This window comes from Pseudoalteromonas aurantia (assembly GCF_005886875.1).
GTDB lineage: Bacteria > Pseudomonadota > Gammaproteobacteria > Enterobacterales > Alteromonadaceae > Pseudoalteromonas > Pseudoalteromonas aurantia_A.
In genome coordinates, this window is the sequence record NZ_PNBY01000050.1 from 49,160 (window position 1) to 66,813 (window position 17,654).

Sequence of the window (17,654 nt, forward strand, 5' to 3'; positions counted from 1 at the left end):
TAGGATTTAGTATGGCTTTGTTAATCAATAATAAATGCATTAACTGTGACATGTGTGATCCGGAATGTCCGAATCAAGCCATTTATTTTGGTCAAACAATATATAAGATAGACCCAGACAAATGCACCGAGTGTGTCGGCCATTATGATTCACCTACTTGCGTAAGCGTGTGTCCCATTGATTGTATTAAACCCGATCCCAATAAACGAGAAAGCTTAGAGACATTAGCTGAAAGGTATCTAATACTCACTCAGCAGGGCTAATGAGGTAAAGACGCTTCGTATAACCCATATATAATATCGATTATACGAAGCGCTCAGTATATTAGAACTTATATTCAAAACCTGCAGCTAAATAGTTACGCTCAACTTGGTTATCACCGTCGAATGAAGTGTAAAAACCATATATCTTCGTTACTTTATTTAATTTATGGTCAATTCCCACAGAGACACCATCAATTTTATCTCCTTGATCAAAATCCATAACTTGATATTGTGCTTTAAGCGTATTGGCGCCCATTTTATAAGAAGCGCTTAATACGTAACCATCTGCTTTATCTGAGCCATCAACACGTTCTTGGGTTTGGTATATTGCACCTAGCTTTACATCAGCCACTTTACCCTGCACGGTTAAACGGACTGCATCATAGCCTTTTACATCGCTGTCAGCAGATATTGCGCCATAAATATTACTTTTCTTCAGTTTGCTGTCGCCATAAGATACTGCCGCCGAGTAACCATTTTTGCCATCCGCGTCATCCTCGGCTATGAAAGTGCCATGGACCTTAAAGCCATTGAAGCTGTGAGAGTTATAAGTAATTGAGTTACCTAAACGATTCTCACCTTTAAGGTGGTTTTTGATATCACCTTCAACATCGTTAAATAAGTCTACTCGGCCTTGAGACACTTTAAATACCGTGTCCTTTCGACCAATGAGGACTTCACCAAAATTACCTTTAACACCCACATATTGATTACGTGCTGTGATATTGTCTTTGTCACCTTTAGAATCAGCGTCTGTAATATCAACTTGAAACTCAAAACGGTAGAAAACTTCCAAATTATTATCGAGCTTTTCACCACCTTTGAACCCAAAACGTGAAGCATTACTCTTTAATTCAGTAACAGACCCTTCACCTTCATCACTCGATTGCACAGAAACGTTTGCTTTACCATACACTGTCACATCAGCTTGAGCGCTGAAAGATAGGGCACTTAATACTGATAATAAAAGCGTTGATTTAACTGGTTTCATGTTTATATTCCTCAATATCGTAACACGTAATTTTTTAGACAGGCGCAGTGTGCCAGCTCATAATGACAGAAATATTACACTGACATTATTGCAGTCAATATTTTGCCTTAAAAATGAAACCAAAATGAAACTGAAATAAAAAATAAAATAAAAAACAAAAGCTTAAATAAAAATAAAGAATAAAAAAACAACATGATTTATTCATAAAAAATACATTTAAGTGAAATCACATAACGTATTAGAGATATTTTCAACTTGTTCTGTATTTTTATGGTAAACAGCATAAATAGCGACTGGGCACTGAGGTCCCTGCGTCACATGATGTAATATGCCGGAGGCTAACTTGTGAGCGACGTGCGATTTATCCATAAACATACTTCCGCCTAACGCTAATATTAAATCAAGTGCAACCTTTTCAGTACTGGTGCTGATACGCGGTATTCCTACCTCCTTAAATTGCTTGGCATGCCACTGGGAAAATGCTTTTCCCCAGTCCACAAAGACATACTGCTCATTAAAGAAGGTTGCCATATTTTGACTGGCAACCGTACTCACAGCAATAATGGATAATGTCTGAACTTGCTTAACAACCAGCTCATCGACGTCAGGTGGATCAAACATAAACGCCAAATCTAACGAGTGATCAAATAGTCGCTTTATGCTTTCTTGCCGCCCCTTCTCCTCAGCTAATAAAGCGGTATCAGGAAGCGACCTGACGATTTGATGCATTTTATTTTGTAAAAAAACTTCCCACACATTGGCGGTCGCCGCTAATGTGAATTGCATAGGCTGATCACACGTGAGCGCAACATCTGCTTTTGCACGCTGCATATCAGCTAATATTGTTTTTGCATGAGGCAGTAAGCACTCACCCGATACCGTTAACTGAATATTATTTCGCTGTCTAGAAAACAAACTCACGCCTAGATTTTGCTCTAGCTGCCGCACTCTGCAACTGACCGCTGATTGCGTGATATACAAATTATTTGCGGCACGGCCAAAATGCCGTGTTTTGACCACTTCTAAAAAAGTTTTTAGTAGCTCAATATCCACATTACCCCCTAAATAGGTGTCAAAGGCGCATTTAGACACACAGTAAAAAACCACAGTACACATACTGTATGTAAGGGATAGATGACGAACAATCATTTAGCGAATTTACCAAGTGCAGAGATCACGGCGTATGTACTCAAATTACCTAAAGCGAAACAAGCGACTTACACCCACATAATCGCGGCATGGGCCAAAAGATATTCTGTAATTCAACACACTAATTACACAAAGAATCTACTTAAATACTCAGCCATACGTGAGTAAGACACATAAACGATAAAAATGGAGCATAACTTACCACGACATCTCATTACCTACTTGCCATCGTATATATTTAGACTAGTATTATTACAATATAACGAAAAACAATTAGTTATAAACTTATCCCTGATATTTAAGCGTTGCTTTTTTCACCAGATAGGTTTACAACTAGGATGTGCGTATTAGCGAATATACTAGGCTTACTTAAGTGACTCGACGAATACTTATCATTGAAGATACACCCACAATTGCCAAAGTTCAGAAGCACATCGCCGTGTCTTCTGGGTATGCTGCGGATATTGCGAGCTCACTCGCGGAAGCAACAGCACTCATTAGTCAAAATCACTATTTTTGCGCTGTGGTTGATTTTATCTTGCCTGACGCCCCAAATGGAGAGGCAATCCCTTGTGCTATTGAAGCTGAAATACCAACGATTGTTATGACTGGTAATTTAGACAGTCAAACCCGGGAAATAGTCGAAAAATACCCTATCATTGACTACATCACCAAAGAGAATAAGCAGGCTTACCAGTATCTAAAAAGGCAGCTACAACGTTTGCCACGTAATGAAAGCGTCCAAGTTTTAGTGGTAGACGATTCTCGTCAAACTAGGCGCTACGTAAGTGGCTTGCTAGAACGGCATAAGTATCAAGTGCTCGAAGCTGGAGATGGCCAAGAAGGTTTAGATGTATTACAAAAACACCCTGATATCTCGGTGATAATTACAGATAATGAAATGCCCATAATGAGCGGTGTTGAGTTATGTGGAGAAATTCGTCGGCTGTACAGCAACGATGATAAAGCAATTATTGGAATTTCAGGGTCCCATACCTCGCATTTATCTGCCCGATTTTTGAAAAATGGTGCCAATGACTACCTAAGAAAACCTTTTAACGCCGAGGAGTTTTATTGTCGATTAAGCCAAAACGTTGATATGCTCGACAATATCGCCACCATTAGATTACAAGCAAATACTGACTACTTAACGAAATTACCAAACCGCCGGTATTTCTTCGAGCAAACAACAAAAGCGCTAAAATTACGAGCAATACAAAAGCAAAATAGTACGCTCGCGATGATTGATATTGATCACTTCAAAAGTATCAATGACCAATATGGACACGATGCAGGAGATGACGTACTCAGCGCCCTTGCATTAACATTTAATAAGTTTTTTGAGCATGATTTGGAAGCTAGATTAGGCGGCGAAGAATTTGCAATTTTTTTTCAACAAGGTTCTATTGAAGACAATCTAAATCAATTAGAACTCTTTAGGCAATATTTAGACTCAAATAGTGTGTCTTTAACCCCACATAAAATTCACTTCACCATCTCCATCGGCTTTGTTTCTATGGTAGAACAAAAAATTGATGCGTTACTCAAGGCCGCAGATGTAAAACTGTATGATGCAAAAGAGCAAGGCAGAAACAGAATTATACATTAAGGGCCACCTGTCTGGCCCTGTTTTATTATAAGTAATTACATAACCATTACTTTGAAACGCGATAACTGTCCCAGCTAAACAAAGCAAGTGCAGTCCAAATACACGCAAACGTTAAAATTCGCTCAGTTGTAAATGTTTCGCCATAAAGCACAACGGCCAAAACAAACATGATACTAGGACCTATATATTGAAATAAGCCTAAAGTTGAATAAGGTAACCGTTTCGCTGCCGCAATAAAACACAACAAAGGTAACGTCGTCACAATACCCGCACTGATCAATAATACGTTGATTAAATCCGTATTATTCGCCATGTTGGTTGTGGCTGAAGGGTCACTCACCCACCAATAAATCAGTGCTGCGGGTAACAAAATAGCCGCTTCAAGTAATAAGCCAGGGATCGACTCCACAGGCATTTTTTTACGTAGCAATCCGTAAATTGCAAACGAGGTTGCCAATGAAAACGCAATCACAGGGAATGAACCAAAACTAAGCACCTGCAAAGTAACACCAACAAATGCCATACCTACTGCCACTTTTTGCCATAAACGTAAACGTTCAGATAAGAACAACACACCCAAAAGCACATTCAATAGAGGATTAATATAATAACCCAAACTTGCATCAAGCATATACCCATTGTTAACTGCCCAAATAAACAGTCCCCAATTAAAGCCTAACAAGCTGGAGCTTAAGCACAGCAACAAAATTAACTTCGGCTGTTTAATGACAGGTGCGATTTTATGCCACTGTTTAGTGACCGCTATGATCAAAGCTAGAAATAGCACTGACCACACAATACGATGCGTTAAAATTTCGAGTGCATTTATCTGGTCGAGCTGTTTAAAATAAATAGGGGCAAGTCCCCACATTACGAAGGCAAGTACTGCATAAAGATAGCCTTGGCTGTTATTACTATTTGGCATATTCAATGATACCGGATGCAAAGAGGCCAGTATTATACGTGCTAATTATGAAATAATGCACTGACAAACGGTAAATTCACTAGCCAACTAAATAAGTACCAGTTCCAAAAGCAATTTGAGTGCCTTGGTCATTATGTAATTCCATTCTACATACGCACACTTTATTGCCTGAACGGATCAAGCTCGCACTCGCGATAAAGTACTCACCTCGGCCAGGCCTTAAAAAGTCTGTTCTGATATCAATGGTGCCCAAGGTTGCCAGTTTTTTTGGGACCCCTTGTAGCTCACTTTCAGCCAATTTATCAACGATAGATGCAGCTGCTAACATGCCCCCAACATTATCGAGCACAGCCGAAATAACACCACCATGCAAAATTTTCTGTGATGGGTTACCAATAAAATTATCTTGCCATGGCATTTCAATTTCGGCGCGCTCAGCATCTAAATGGCGAACCGTGATACTGAGAAATTGATTAAATGGCATTTGTTTAACAAATATGTTGGTTACGGTACTCATTACTTGTGATTTATCCATACTCACCTCAAACTCATCTGACCAGATAAAGCTACGCTGGTTCGCTACTTTTTTCAAGTCAGGAAAGTTACAGACAAGGCGCTAAAAAACCTCTAAAATGCCCCTCGATGGATACTCTTGCACATACTCAACATAACGCGGACTCTGTACTAAAAAATATTTTTGGTTACAGTGAATTTCGAGATGGTCAAAAAGCGGTGATCGATGCTGCTTTAGCGCGTCAAGACAGCTTAGTACTACTGCCTACAGGAGGTGGTAAATCACTGTGTTATCAAGTCCCTGCATTGGTACTTGATGGGATCACTGTGGTGGTATCTCCGCTCATTTCACTTATGCAAGATCAAGTAGCGCAATTACAAGCATTAGGGGTCAATGCTGAGTTTATAAATAACAGCGTACCTCGAGAACAACAGTATGCTATATATCAACGAGTCCATGATGGCGATGTAAAGCTACTCTATGTTGCCCCAGAAAAAATACTGCAGTACGAATTTATTGAACGCCTGCATCATTTACCGGTCCGTTTATTCGCGATAGACGAAGCGCACTGCGTATCGCACTGGGGACATGACTTTAGACCACATTATTGCCGCTTGAGCGAATTAAAACAGCACTTTCCAGCGATCCCCATGATGGCATTAACTGCGACAGCAGATACTGCAACTCGCTATGATATAGTCAACCAGCTGAGTTTACAGAACCCGTATATCCATACTGGTAGTTTTGATAGACCGAATATTCGTTACACCATCGAAGAAAAGTTTAAACCTCTATCGCAATTAATGCGGTATTTAAAAGAACAACAGAATCAAAGCGGTATTATTTATTGCACCAGCCGTAAACGCGTTGATGAAATATCAGAAAAGCTCGCTGATGCAGGCTTTAATGCCGCAGCTTATCATGCTGGTATGAGTAATGAACAAAGGCAATTTGTGCAAAGTGCCTTTGCGCGTGATGATATTCATATTGTTGTCGCCACCGTAGCGTTTGGTATGGGGATCAACAAACCCAATGTGCGCTTTGTATTGCATTATGATATTCCAAAAAGTATTGAAGCTTACTATCAAGAAACCGGCAGAGCAGGCCGTGATGGTTTAGCCGCTGAAGCCATCATGTATTTCGACCCTGCAGACATAGGCAGAGTGAAACGCTTTTTTGAAGACATCGAAGACGAGCAACGCCGACGTGTTGAAGAACAGCGCTTTAATGCTATGGCCAGTTTTGCTGAAGCACAGACTTGCCGACGTCAGATATTACTCAACTATTTTAGTGAATATCAACGAGAGCCTTGTGGCAACTGTGACATTTGTCTCAACCCGCCAAAAAGGTTTGATGGCACTTTAGTCGCACAGCAGGCACTTTCTTGCGTCTACCGCGCCGAACAACGGTTTGGCTTAGGCTATATTGTTGATGTGTTGAGAGGGGCAAACACCAGTCGTATTCGAGATAATCAACATCATGAATTAAGCACCTATGGACTTGGCAAAGACAAAAGTAATGAATTTTGGTTAAGTGTCTTACGACAGTTGATCCATCATGGTCTTTTAACGCAAGACATCACGCAAGGTGCAAGTTTAAAGCTCACCGAAGCAGCCCGTTCAGTTTTAAAAGATGAATATGCACTGCAATTAGCAGAGCCGCGTTTACAAGCTAAGCACATATATCAGGATAAATTAGCCCAATTTAATTATGATAAGAAACTCTTCGCCAAATTGCGTAGCCTGCGTAAGCAGCTCGCTGATGAAGATGATGTACCTCCTTATGTAGTCTTTAACGATAAAACCCTTGCAGAAATGGCCCAATTAACACCCACAACCGATGGCGAATTTCTTTCTGTATCTGGAGTTGGCTTTACCAAACTCAGTAAATACGGTGCGCCTTTTATGCAACTGATCCGCAACTACCTAGCCACAAGTTAAATATACCCAGAGCTACTTATGACCAACATAACACTAGATCCAATCCATCATGTCTTATTAATTACGCCTACTGAGATCCCTGAAGCAGACGAATTTTTATTCTGGGCTAAGCTATTTTTACACCAACCTGATATTACTATCGTAGAAGAGCTTGAAGGTGCAGATCGCCACCAAACCCGCTTCAGCTATGAAAATGGGACATTTAACATTAACTTTGAACACTATACAGACAGTATATGGATAGCGCCTGAAGGCACGGGATCACAAGAGCAACTCATTAATTTATCTAAATATTTACTAACAAGTTTCCAATAATCAGATAAACTTAAATAATCAACTGTCGTACGTGTCTCGTTAGTACTATTTATTGCTGATCATTTTGGAGTGCTATGAAAGTGAGTATAAAAACACAAATAACGCTCATATTATGCTGTTTTTGCTCTTTCTTAAGTTATAGTGCCCCCTCAGTGCTTGACCACCTCCATACAGAAGCGTGTGTAAGTCAAACACACGTTACCGATAATGATATCACCCTCACTCGGCAGCTTGACGCCAATACAGATTTACCTAAAGAGGGACACAACAAAACAATATCGCACATAAAACTAGCACAGTTAAATGTGTTTGATACCAGTATTCCTGCAGAAGATAACCCAGTATTTCGCTTTGCCAATCAAGCCCATATTACCACTGAACCGACGGTCATAATGACATTGTTGTTATTCTCAGAAGGAGATAAATACTCAATCAAAAAAATTGTAGAGTCAGAACGTCTACTGCGAAAACAAAGCTATTTGTATGATGCACGAGTCTATGCAGATGAAAACTGCGAAGGCAATATCACAGTAACTGTGGTGACCCGAGATTTATGGACACTGCTACCAGATTTAAGCTTTAGCCGCAGCGGAGGAGAAAATTCATCACGAATTGGCTTTCGTGAAAGTAATTTATTCGGTTGGGGTAAGCGCCTTTCACTCACTCATACAAAAGATCAAGACCGCTCTGGTTATCTCTTTGTTTATGATGATCCTAATATTATGTCTACACGTTATCGAGGCCGCCTCGAATACGCTGATAATGATGATGGTGAGCGTCACTATGTGGGCGTAAGTTATCCTTTTTTCTCTACTGACACACCCTATAGTTATGGCTTTTTAAATTTTAACGACAAACGCACCGAATCACTTTATGAAGATGGCGACACAGTTTCTGAGTTTTCCCAACAAACTGAAGTCAGTAAAGTCTATTTTGGTCATGCTCAACAGCTTACTGATAACTGGACACAGCGACTCACAGTGGGTTATTACTATGAGCAACAAACATTTAATCCACTGCTAAAAACAACTTTGCCATTGGCAAATAATCGTACCTTGAGTTACCCCTATATCCAAACTCAGTGGTTAGAAGATAAATTCATAAAAGTACGTAACTTTGACTCCATATATCGTACTGAAGATTTAAATTTAGGTTGGGATATTAACGCCCTATTGGGCTATTCAGATAAAAGCCTAAGTGATGATGATAACCACCTTATTTATCAATTCTCGGCTAATAAAGCACACTATACCTCAGATCATAGCTTGTGGCGCATTAATCTCTCTTTTTCAGGCCAATGGAATAGCCAAGACAACACAGCTAGAAACCTCATCACGCAACTTGGCGCGCAATATTATTTGAATACCAGTATTCAAGACTCATGGTATGCCAATGTACAGTTAAGATTTGCTAAAAATCTCACAGCGGATCAACAACTGACTTTAGGTGGTGAAACAGGCCTCAGAGGCTTTCCTGTTAACTACCAGCATGGCAGTAAAAGCGTTTTAGTTAATATCGAACGCAGATACTATTGGGAATATGACCTCCTGCAATTATTCAAAGTAGGCGGCGCTGTATATTTTGATATTGGCCGCATTAGAGGCAATACATTAGTACACAGTGACCCTAATTATTTAAAGAACATCGGTGCAGGGCTAAGGTTTGCTCCCAGCAGAGCAAATGCAGGGTTAGTCTTACACTTAGATGTGGCAGCCCCCATTAATGGCCCAGACAATATAGATAAAGTACAATGGTTGTTTACCGTAAAAAATCGTTTTTGAGTTTCATCTTCTTTACTAAAATAGAGTACATCACTCGCGTTATATCGTGTCGATAGTCGGTTTCCTCTTTCAATACGCTTATGCAAACAGTGACTCGCATACTTCACAAAAGGAAAAATTGATAGTCACCGTCAACAACGTGCTGAACTACTCATACGCATTATGGTGGCATTATTACTAACCTACTTGCTACTGGTATTGTGGGGCATCGAGCTTAAAGGGCCACTCGTGCTTGGTTCTTCATTATTTGCGATGTTAGGTGTTGCGTTATTCGCTGGTAGGTCATTGCTTAGTAACTTGACCTCATTCCTAATTATGTTCGTTCAGAATGATGGCCGTGGAGCATGGGTGCGCATTATTGATGGAGCAAACCATATAGAAGGGTGTATTACTGAAATGGGGCTGATGCATGTTGCATTAAAGTACCTTGATGGTCACAAAGTCATTTACCCCAATAACTTGTTTGTTACTCGGCCTGTGATAATTTTAACAGCATAGCCTACAAAAAAAGAGGCCCCAATGAAACGTATCTTAGGACCAAAAAGAAGTAGGCCATAAAAATATAGCTACTGCTTACATTACTTATTTAAAAGTACGCGTACAGCATCAACCACTTTCTCAGGGTGTTCAAATAGCAGTTGATGGCTCACATTCTCTAAGGGAATATACTCTCCTTCAGTACTACTTGCCATCATTTTACTCCACTCACTCCCCTCCTCTTGCCATTTGATCAAGTTTTCTTGCACACTGCCTTCTGTTGCAGCAATATCAAATCGCTCAAAGTCACCATCAATAATACTCACCGGAACAGTTAGCCCGCTAACCAAGTACTTTGCTATTTCTAGGTCATCGTGATAATTCATCATTTCTTTGAGACGCGTTACTTGCTTAGATACATCTAAACGCTGTTGAGTGACTAAATCATAGTATTCCCAATCCATATCAGATTGATATGCCATAGGTATTAAAGACCGAATATCATCTCTTTCCTCAGCGACTCTGCTTGCAGTTTTTTCGGTCCAGTTGCCAGCACTCACATGTTCAATATATTGCGAACGATAAGCTCTAAGGCCTGCTACACTGCCACTTTGATACAGTGCAATAGAGTGTGGTAACAAAATATCAGGGTCAACCCAAACGAATCCCTTAGTTTCAATATCAGGATGAGCTGAATCTTGATACATTAAAGTGGCTAAATTACTATTTGAAAATGCGACAAAGATGACAGACTTCACCTTTAGCATGTCTAAAATTTTGGGTAAATCCGCTGCAAATAGTGAAAAAGAAGGTTCACTTGTGTCACTACTCCATGCGCTACCTAAACGATCGATTACATGAACACGTCCATGTTCGGCAAGCTTATTGTGAATTAAGGAAGTCCAAGCTGAATCACTATGAAAGTATTTGTTTGCACCTGACAGCACCACAACATCAGCACTTTCATTCGGCTCTCCGAGTGTACGAACATGATAATCCCCTTGCTCTAATCTGAAGAGCGCGGATCCCTCTGGAAAATTATAACGACTGTGCTGATTAAAAAATTTTAGTACTTCTTTGGATGTATTAAATTTACTAAAGAACCAAGTATGAAAACCATTATCGATCGTGATCAATTTACTTGTTACACTTTGCTCATCTTGATATGTCAATGTGGTTACATTATCAGCTTCCTCGAGAATAATAGGCGATACTTCAATCAAGTTTTCTTTAGCAATGGTTTCAATCGCATTCGGTGCCGAAATAAGTCCAAAGTTATTATGCTTAAAACCATCGTAAGGTAACACCTTATCTAACTTACCGTGGATCATTAAATAGTTCGTTGGTTGAGCTATCCGACACTCAGCCGACAGTTGAACAGACATTGGTGATGCAACACTTGCAACACCTTTAAATAAATCACTATGCTTACAAAGCATATTTTGGCTAAATAACCCGCCTTGAGAAAAGCCAACCGCATAGTTTTCTCCGTCTATTAAACTATATTCAGCATGCATTTTTTCTATGATGGCAACAACGAATTCAACATCATTCGCAGCTAAACGATGTGCAATATTGCAACCACACCCATCATCCCATTCAACTTCCTTTGAGCTTGGGTATACAACTAAGTAGTCGTCACTATATTTTTCTAACTGCGACATACTTTGCATTTGCTGGGCTGTTTGCCCAGACCCATGAAAAGCAAGTAACAACTTATATGCTTTATTCTCATCAAAACCTGCTTTTGGGTAAGCAAGACGATATTGTCGACCATTTAACTCTAAAACCTTTGTCGAGGTAGACTCAACAGTGGAACTTTCAGACGGTGAGGCTGTGCTGATTTTTTTGCTATTACCGCACGCAGTAATTAAAGCCAAAAGGCATAGTACGATGAGTATTTGTGGCATTTTTTCTCTCCTTTGTTTTTGCCAACACCCTAACTCGCCTGTTACATTAAGTAATGAGAGTGCAATGACTTAATCATTACCTTTTGACGACTATAAAAAAAACATTAACAATCAAAAAGATAATATGAAATATAAACTAGGGAAGGTTATTTTTGACAGCCAAAAGCACACACTTACTTGTTCAAGCCATGTGCGTGAATTAGATCCCAAGTCATATGAGCTGCTCATTGTATTTATAAATAACCATAATGATGTACTTTCTAGAGAGCAGCTCATAACACTTGCATGGCAAGGGAGAGTGGTCTCTGATAGCGCTATCAACAAAGCTGTTTCTAAATTACGTCAGCACTTTGAAACTCTGATCCCAAACATAGAAGTCATAAGTACAAAAGCCAAATTTGGTTATGTACTCTCTTGCCCAGTGGAAAAGGTCGGTTATAAAAAGCATAAAGCCATTTTTTCCTATACTGCTCTAGGGCTATTTTCAGCTACTTTATTAATTGTTTTCATATTGCATATTATGCAATTGGATCAATCTACTGGCACAGAGGTGACCTATCTAGAACGAGTGACTGCACACAACGGAATAGAAATCCATATCAGCGCTTCTAGATTAGGCGAGTTACTTTATGTAACAGCTGAAAGCGCTACCAATCAACCATCTCAACTTATATTACGCTCTACTGAAAAAAGACAAGAGAGCATACTCCCTCTCAATCCAAAATATTTTCATTCCACAGTGATTAGCCCATCAGGAAAAACAATTGCAGGGGTAAAAAAACAGAATAATGGCTGTATAATTACGTTTTATGATATTAAGCAAAATAGGCAAGTAGATACGTTTGATTGTGTATCTATGGAAGATATCAAGTTAACATGGCAAAACAATGAAGAAGCAATCTTTATTCGAGCGCGAAAAAGTAACGCTGCGCCATTTTTCGTATATCGTATTATGCTTGCAACCAAAAGCATTCAGCAAATATCTTTACCACTTAAAGAGGCACAGTTGGGTGGTGATTTTCTACTTGCAGCTCACCCTTCAAAAAACCTACTTGCATACGCGCGATATAGTGGCGTAAACCAAACTCAAGTCCATATAATCAATAGCATTTCATTGGATAAGGTAGCCACTTACGACATTAATCATTCATTAAATGCCATCACATGGCATGTCGCCACAGAAACCTTATATCTAGCCAACCAAAAATCCCTATATGAGATACAAGAGCACAGCGCAGAGGTAAACCTAATTACACAACTCAGTTATCCAGTGCACTCTATTTCTGCAAGTCAGGTTGGTGGCAAAGATGTACTATTTCTAAGCCAATATCATGCTAGTACACAATTACAAACCTTCAATATAAATACGAAAGCTGCCACAACAGTTTTTGCAAATGCCGCTTTAAACAGACTGCCTAAAAAATTAAAAAACAATAAGACACTATTTGTCTCTGATATAGAACAACAACATGACCTATGGATGATTGATGATGGCTCACCGAAACGACTCATATTGCCATTTGAGTTTGGCTTTACTCGCTATCATATAAATCACACTGAGGAATATGTGGTTTTTGAAAAAGCAGGTGCGGTATATGAATATGAATTAAGTAGCCTTACCCTAAATAAAGTCTTTGATGCCACTCATAAGGCATACGCAGTAAATTACACGAATAACAACCATGATTTACTTTACGGTAGCAATAAAACTGGACAATGGCAGCTTTGGTATTTTGACCGTCAATTAAAACAACATAAACAACTTACACAACATGGTGGGTATAGTGGTTATCTATATAAAGACAAACTCTATTTTACTAAAAGAGAGCATTCCGGTTTATGGACGCTAAATAAAAACAAAGAAGTACGTATTATTGAAAACTTTAGCAATATTAATTGGCTAAATTGGCAGATCATAAATGGTTCTATTTATTTCTACCGCAAGACAAGTGGGATCTGGTCCTACGATTTAAAAACGACTGAAGAGCGCTTAGTTATGCCAACCCCTCATAACTTTGTTCATCAGTATACCGTGCATGCAGATCAGCAATCGATAACTTATGTGCATATTCAGCCTATGCAAGGCGATATTCAAAAGCTTACAATTCAAGCTCACCACTAGCAGAATATATACAACCTACAAGTTTCCTATCGTATGCACTCGCTTTTATAGTCCCATTAACTCAATGAGAGTGACTGCATATCGAAGTTTATACCTGTTCACCCGCCTCTTAGTCATTTAGTAGCTATGGAGCATGAGTTTTCATCTATAAAAAAACAAAAAACCCAGCATAAGCTGGGTTTTTGATATTCCTTCAAAAGCAAAATTACTTGATTTTTGCTTCTTTGAAAATCACGTGTTTACGAACCTTAGGATCGAACTTTTTGATTTCCATTTTTTCAGGCATGTTACGCTTGTTCTTGTCGGTAGTGTAGAAATAACCAGTACCAGCAGTAGAAACTAAACGGATCTTATCACGCATATCCCAGCTCCTTAAACTTTTTCGCCGCGAGCACGGATTTCAGTAAGAACCGCGTCGATGCCTTTTTTATCGATAATACGCATACCTTTAGTAGTAGTACGTAATGAAACGAAACGTTTTTCGCTTTCAACCCAGAAACGGTGAGTTTGTAGGTTAGGTAGGAAGCGACGCTTAGTAGCGTTGCGCGCGTGTGAACGGTGATTACCAACCACTGGACGCTTACCTGTAACTTGACAGACTTTAGACATGTCTATGTATCTCCAATAACTTCGCTCGAGCTTAATTTTCCCTTGGACATTACTGTGGCCCCAGGGTAAATCAGAGGGCGCTCTTTATACAGCATATACAGGTAGAGATCAAGGATCTGATCCTATCTAATCAGCTCATGTGTAAATTTGATAGCGGCCAATTATAATGATCGAATGCCCTTAGGGAAAGTAAAAACTGCATTTAAATTAAACTATTTTGTAAAAATGCGCGCAAAGCGATGTTTTTTACAACTTTACCTAGGTAAACACGCTAAATTAGCCCTCGTTGTGCAAAAGAGACGCATTGCTCAGCTGCAACAATGAGGTGATCAAGTACATTTATATCAACCAAAGCTAAAGCACTTTGTAGTTTTTTCGTAATTATTTTGTCTGCCTGACTTGGTTCAGCTAACCCACTGGGGTGATTATGTGCAAAGATGACAGCAGCGGCATTGTGTTTAAGTGCAGCTTTAACAACTTCTCTGGGATAAACCGAAGCACTATTTATAGTACCTGTAAACAATACTTCATCCGTGATCAATCGATTTTGATTATCTAAATATAGCACCATGAACACTTCATGCCCTAAGCCTCTCAACTGAATTGTCAAATAATCATTGACTGCATCGGGCGATGTAAAAATAGTATCGCGGTGACATTGCTCTTTTAAATAGCGCTTACTTAATTCTAAAACAGCCTGTAATTGAACATACTTTGCTTCACCTAATCCCTTATAAGCTGAGAACTCAGTAAGACTTGCATTGAATAAGTTATGAAGAGAGTGATTTTGTTTCAGTAGTGAGTCCGCCAGCTCTACCGCATTCATCCCCGTCACACCCGTACGAAGAAAAATCGCTAGCAACTCAGCATCTGTTAGCATACTTGGCCCTTGTTTAAGTAACTTTTCTCTTGGCCGACTCTGTTTAGGTAACACATTTAGCTGCATTTTCTATCCTTAGTGGTGCATCCATGTAGTTATTAGAGTGTAGTCACTCATTGTGCGTTTTTAAAATCTGTATTTACCCTATCTAAACAGGGTGGCTTTGGTGTGGTATCTTTAGCACCAAACAAACATTCTTCATCAATGGTGTGTCTAAATATGAGCCAACCTGTCAAAAATATTGTGTTAGGTATAAGCGGTGGCATTGCAGCCTATAAATGTGCAGAACTGGTAAGGCGACTGACAGAACGCGGTTGTAAAGTGAAAGTTGTCATGACTGAATCCGCTAAACACTTTATCACTCCACTCACCATGCAAGCTGTTTCCAGTGAAATGGTTGCAGACTCTTTATTAGACCCAAGTGCTGAAGCTGCCATGGGCCATATAGAATTTGCAAAATGGGCTGATTTAATTCTAGTGGCACCGGCCAGCTGCAACATTCTCGCCAAAATGGCACAAGGTATAGCGGACGACCTACTCACCACTTTATTATTGGCAACGCCAGCCAAAGTTGCTGTCGCCCCCGCTATGAACCAACTAATGTATGCCCACCCAGCGACACAAGCCAACATCGCGACGTTACGTGCTCGTGATATTGCCATTTGGGGCCCAGGTAAAGGCGAACAAGCATGTGGTGATGTGGGTTCAGGCAGAATGCTAGAACCTCTTGAGCTTGTAGAGCGATGTTTAGCACCAGTACAAGCCCCTGTTCTGCTTGGGAAAACGTTCACAATCACAGCAGGGCCAACGCGAGAACCTCTAGACCCTGTTCGCTACATAAGCAATCACAGTTCGGGTAAAATGGGTTTTGCATTAGCAAAAGCGGCGCTTGAACTCGGTGCAACCGTTAACCTGATAAGTGGACCAGTTTCACTCTCTGCACCAGAAGGGGCAACGCTATTCCCCATTGAAACTGCAAGAGACATGTTAAATTCGGCACTACAATTAGCACCCCAATCAGATGTATTTATTGGCTGTGCAGCCGTCGCTGATTACAGAGCTGCGACAATTGCAGAACACAAAATCAAAAAGCAAGGCGATGAAATAACCCTCACGATGGTAAAAAATCCAGACGTGATCGCACACGTTGCCGCGCTTAAAGAAAATAGACCATACACAGTCGGCTTTGCAGCTGAAACACAAGATATCCAACAGTACGCAAAAGCCAAACTCAAAAACAAGAATTTGGATATGATCTGCGCCAATGATGTGTCCGTAAAAGGATTAGGTTTCAACGCAAATGATAATGCCTTGTCCCTTTTTTGGTCTGATGATTGCCTGAATTTACCCACAACGAGCAAGCAACAATTAGCAATGCAAGTCATGCACGCATTATCTAAACGTCTTAATTAACCGCGCGGGAAAAAGCTAGCACCAAACTGAATAAAACATTAACATAAGACCCCGAGTACTGGTGTAAGCAGCTTGGGGTTTGCACTGACCATAATAATGATAAATAAAGGAAGGTACATGCCAGCGACTAAACGTAGTAACCGCAAAGAGCAAATTTTGCAGTCTCTTGCACAGATGTTAGAAACAAGCCCGGGGCAACGTATCACAACGGCAAAGTTGGCTGCCGAAGTCGGCGTATCAGAAGCGGCGTTATATCGACATTTTCCAAGTAAAGCCCGTATGTTTGAAGGCTTGATAGAGTTCATCGAAAATACTCTACTTTCACGTATAAACCTAATTTTAGATAATGAAAAAGAAACACAAAGTCGCGTCTATAACATTTTGGTTTTATTACTCACTTTTGCTCAAAAGAACCCAGGTATCACGCGAATTTTAACAGGCGATGCGCTTCAAGGTGAGCAAGAGAGACTCAGAGAGCGCGTGCAAGGTCTATTCGAAAAACTAGAAACACAATTTAAGCAAGTTTTACGAGAGCGAAAACTCCGTGAAGGAAAAGCTTTTTCGACTGATGAAGCTGCACTGGCTAATTTTTTTCTTGCCTACGTCGAAGGAAAAATGAACCAATTCGTACGCAGTGATTTTACCGCTTTACCTAGTCAACAATTTGAAATGCAGTGGAAAGAACTGCAAAAAATTTGGTTAACTTAACGATTTACTCGCTCTAATAAGAGTGAGTAATATCCTCCTCTAAACTAA

General features: G+C 39.9%; 17 protein-coding genes and 1 pseudogene. 10 read left to right on the top strand and 8 right to left on the bottom strand.

Annotated elements, in window-relative coordinates:
* Positions 1-11 precede the first annotated feature (11 nt).
* A complete protein-coding gene (locus CWC18_RS11135; RefSeq protein ID WP_138590969.1) occupies positions 12-263 on the top strand; it encodes a YfhL family 4Fe-4S dicluster ferredoxin in 252 nt (83 codons plus the stop codon).
* Positions 264-324: 61 nt separating this feature from the next.
* Here CWC18_RS11135 and CWC18_RS11140 read toward each other — a convergent pair whose 3' ends face one another.
* Together CWC18_RS11140 and CWC18_RS11145 are read right to left on the bottom strand one after the other, a co-directional pair.
* A complete protein-coding gene (locus CWC18_RS11140) occupies positions 325-1,254 on the bottom strand; it encodes a porin (RefSeq protein WP_138590971.1) in 930 nt (309 codons plus the stop codon).
* Positions 1,255-1,470: 216 nt separating this feature from the next.
* Positions 1,471-2,307, bottom strand: coding sequence for a LysR family transcriptional regulator (locus CWC18_RS11145; RefSeq protein ID WP_138590973.1), 837 nt, complete (start codon positions 2,305-2,307; stop codon positions 1,471-1,473).
* Between the two features lie 81 nt (positions 2,308-2,388).
* Here CWC18_RS11145 and CWC18_RS11150 point away from each other — a divergent pair, with 81 nt between their 5' ends.
* Together CWC18_RS11150 and CWC18_RS11155 are read left to right on the top strand one after the other, a co-directional pair.
* Complete coding sequence (locus tag CWC18_RS11150; protein ID WP_138590975.1) at positions 2,389-2,571, top strand: hypothetical protein; 183 nt, start codon at positions 2,389-2,391, stop codon at positions 2,569-2,571.
* Positions 2,572-2,776: 205 nt separating this feature from the next.
* Positions 2,777-4,012, top strand: coding sequence for a diguanylate cyclase (locus tag CWC18_RS11155; protein ID WP_138590977.1), 1,236 nt, complete (start codon positions 2,777-2,779; stop codon positions 4,010-4,012).
* A 46-nt stretch (positions 4,013-4,058) separates the two neighbouring features.
* Here CWC18_RS11155 and rarD read toward each other — a convergent pair whose 3' ends face one another.
* Both rarD and CWC18_RS11165 read right to left on the bottom strand, forming a co-directional pair.
* Entirely contained in the window at positions 4,059-4,937 is an 879-nt protein-coding gene (rarD, locus tag CWC18_RS11160) for an EamA family transporter RarD (RefSeq protein ID WP_138675271.1), read from the bottom strand.
* A 79-nt stretch (positions 4,938-5,016) separates the two neighbouring features.
* Positions 5,017-5,472 (bottom strand): thioesterase family protein, encoded by a 456-nt coding sequence (locus CWC18_RS11165; protein WP_138675272.1) that lies wholly within the window; start codon positions 5,470-5,472, stop codon positions 5,017-5,019.
* A 107-nt stretch (positions 5,473-5,579) separates the two neighbouring features.
* Between CWC18_RS11165 and recQ the strand changes: the two genes are divergently transcribed.
* From recQ to CWC18_RS11185, 4 genes and pseudogenes are all read left to right on the top strand, one after another.
* Entirely contained in the window at positions 5,580-7,391 is a 1,812-nt protein-coding gene (gene recQ, locus CWC18_RS11170) for a DNA helicase RecQ (protein WP_138675273.1), read from the top strand.
* Between the two features lie 18 nt (positions 7,392-7,409).
* Complete coding sequence (locus CWC18_RS11175) at positions 7,410-7,706, top strand: DUF3630 family protein (RefSeq protein ID WP_138675274.1); 297 nt, start codon at positions 7,410-7,412, stop codon at positions 7,704-7,706.
* Positions 7,707-7,780: 74 nt separating this feature from the next.
* Positions 7,781-9,487 carry a hypothetical protein gene (locus tag CWC18_RS11180; protein WP_138675275.1) on the top strand — a complete coding sequence of 569 codons (1,707 nt, stop codon included), beginning with the start codon at positions 7,781-7,783 and terminating at the stop codon, positions 9,485-9,487.
* Positions 9,488-9,547: 60 nt separating this feature from the next.
* A pseudogene (locus CWC18_RS11185) lies at positions 9,548-9,985 on the top strand (mechanosensitive ion channel domain-containing protein); the annotation flags it as partial.
* Positions 9,986-10,065: 80 nt separating this feature from the next.
* Here the strand turns inward: CWC18_RS11185 and CWC18_RS11190 are convergent.
* The gene (locus tag CWC18_RS11190; protein WP_138675276.1) at positions 10,066-11,874 is read right to left on the bottom strand and encodes an alpha/beta hydrolase; all 1,809 of its coding nucleotides are present in this window, start codon (positions 11,872-11,874) and stop codon (positions 10,066-10,068) included.
* 124 nt (positions 11,875-11,998) lie between these two features.
* On the opposite strand from CWC18_RS11190, the gene CWC18_RS11195 reads away from it, so the two are divergent.
* Positions 11,999-13,996 carry a winged helix-turn-helix domain-containing protein gene (locus tag CWC18_RS11195; protein WP_138675277.1) on the top strand — a complete coding sequence of 666 codons (1,998 nt, stop codon included), beginning with the start codon at positions 11,999-12,001 and terminating at the stop codon, positions 13,994-13,996.
* Positions 13,997-14,201: 205 nt separating this feature from the next.
* Here the strand turns inward: CWC18_RS11195 and rpmG are convergent, their stop codons facing one another.
* From rpmG to radC, 3 genes are all read right to left on the bottom strand, one after another.
* Positions 14,202-14,357, bottom strand: coding sequence for a 50S ribosomal protein L33 (rpmG, locus tag CWC18_RS11200; RefSeq protein ID WP_010364212.1), 156 nt, complete (start codon positions 14,355-14,357; stop codon positions 14,202-14,204).
* 11 nt (positions 14,358-14,368) lie between these two features.
* Positions 14,369-14,605 carry a 50S ribosomal protein L28 gene (gene rpmB, locus CWC18_RS11205; RefSeq protein WP_010364213.1) on the bottom strand — a complete coding sequence of 79 codons (237 nt, stop codon included), beginning with the start codon at positions 14,603-14,605 and terminating at the stop codon, positions 14,369-14,371.
* A gap of 271 nt (positions 14,606-14,876) precedes the next feature.
* Positions 14,877-15,551, bottom strand: a complete 675-nt coding sequence (gene radC, locus CWC18_RS11210) for a RadC family protein (protein WP_138590989.1) — start codon at positions 15,549-15,551, stop codon at positions 14,877-14,879.
* Positions 15,552-15,704: 153 nt separating this feature from the next.
* On the opposite strand from radC, the gene coaBC reads away from it, so the two are divergent.
* Together coaBC and slmA are read left to right on the top strand one after the other, a co-directional pair.
* Positions 15,705-16,898, top strand: coding sequence for a bifunctional phosphopantothenoylcysteine decarboxylase/phosphopantothenate--cysteine ligase CoaBC (coaBC, locus tag CWC18_RS11215; protein WP_138675278.1), 1,194 nt, complete (start codon positions 15,705-15,707; stop codon positions 16,896-16,898).
* Positions 16,899-17,015: 117 nt separating this feature from the next.
* Positions 17,016-17,606 (top strand): nucleoid occlusion factor SlmA, encoded by a 591-nt coding sequence (gene slmA / locus CWC18_RS11220; protein ID WP_138590993.1) that lies wholly within the window; start codon positions 17,016-17,018, stop codon positions 17,604-17,606.
* Positions 17,607-17,654 lie beyond the last annotated feature (48 nt).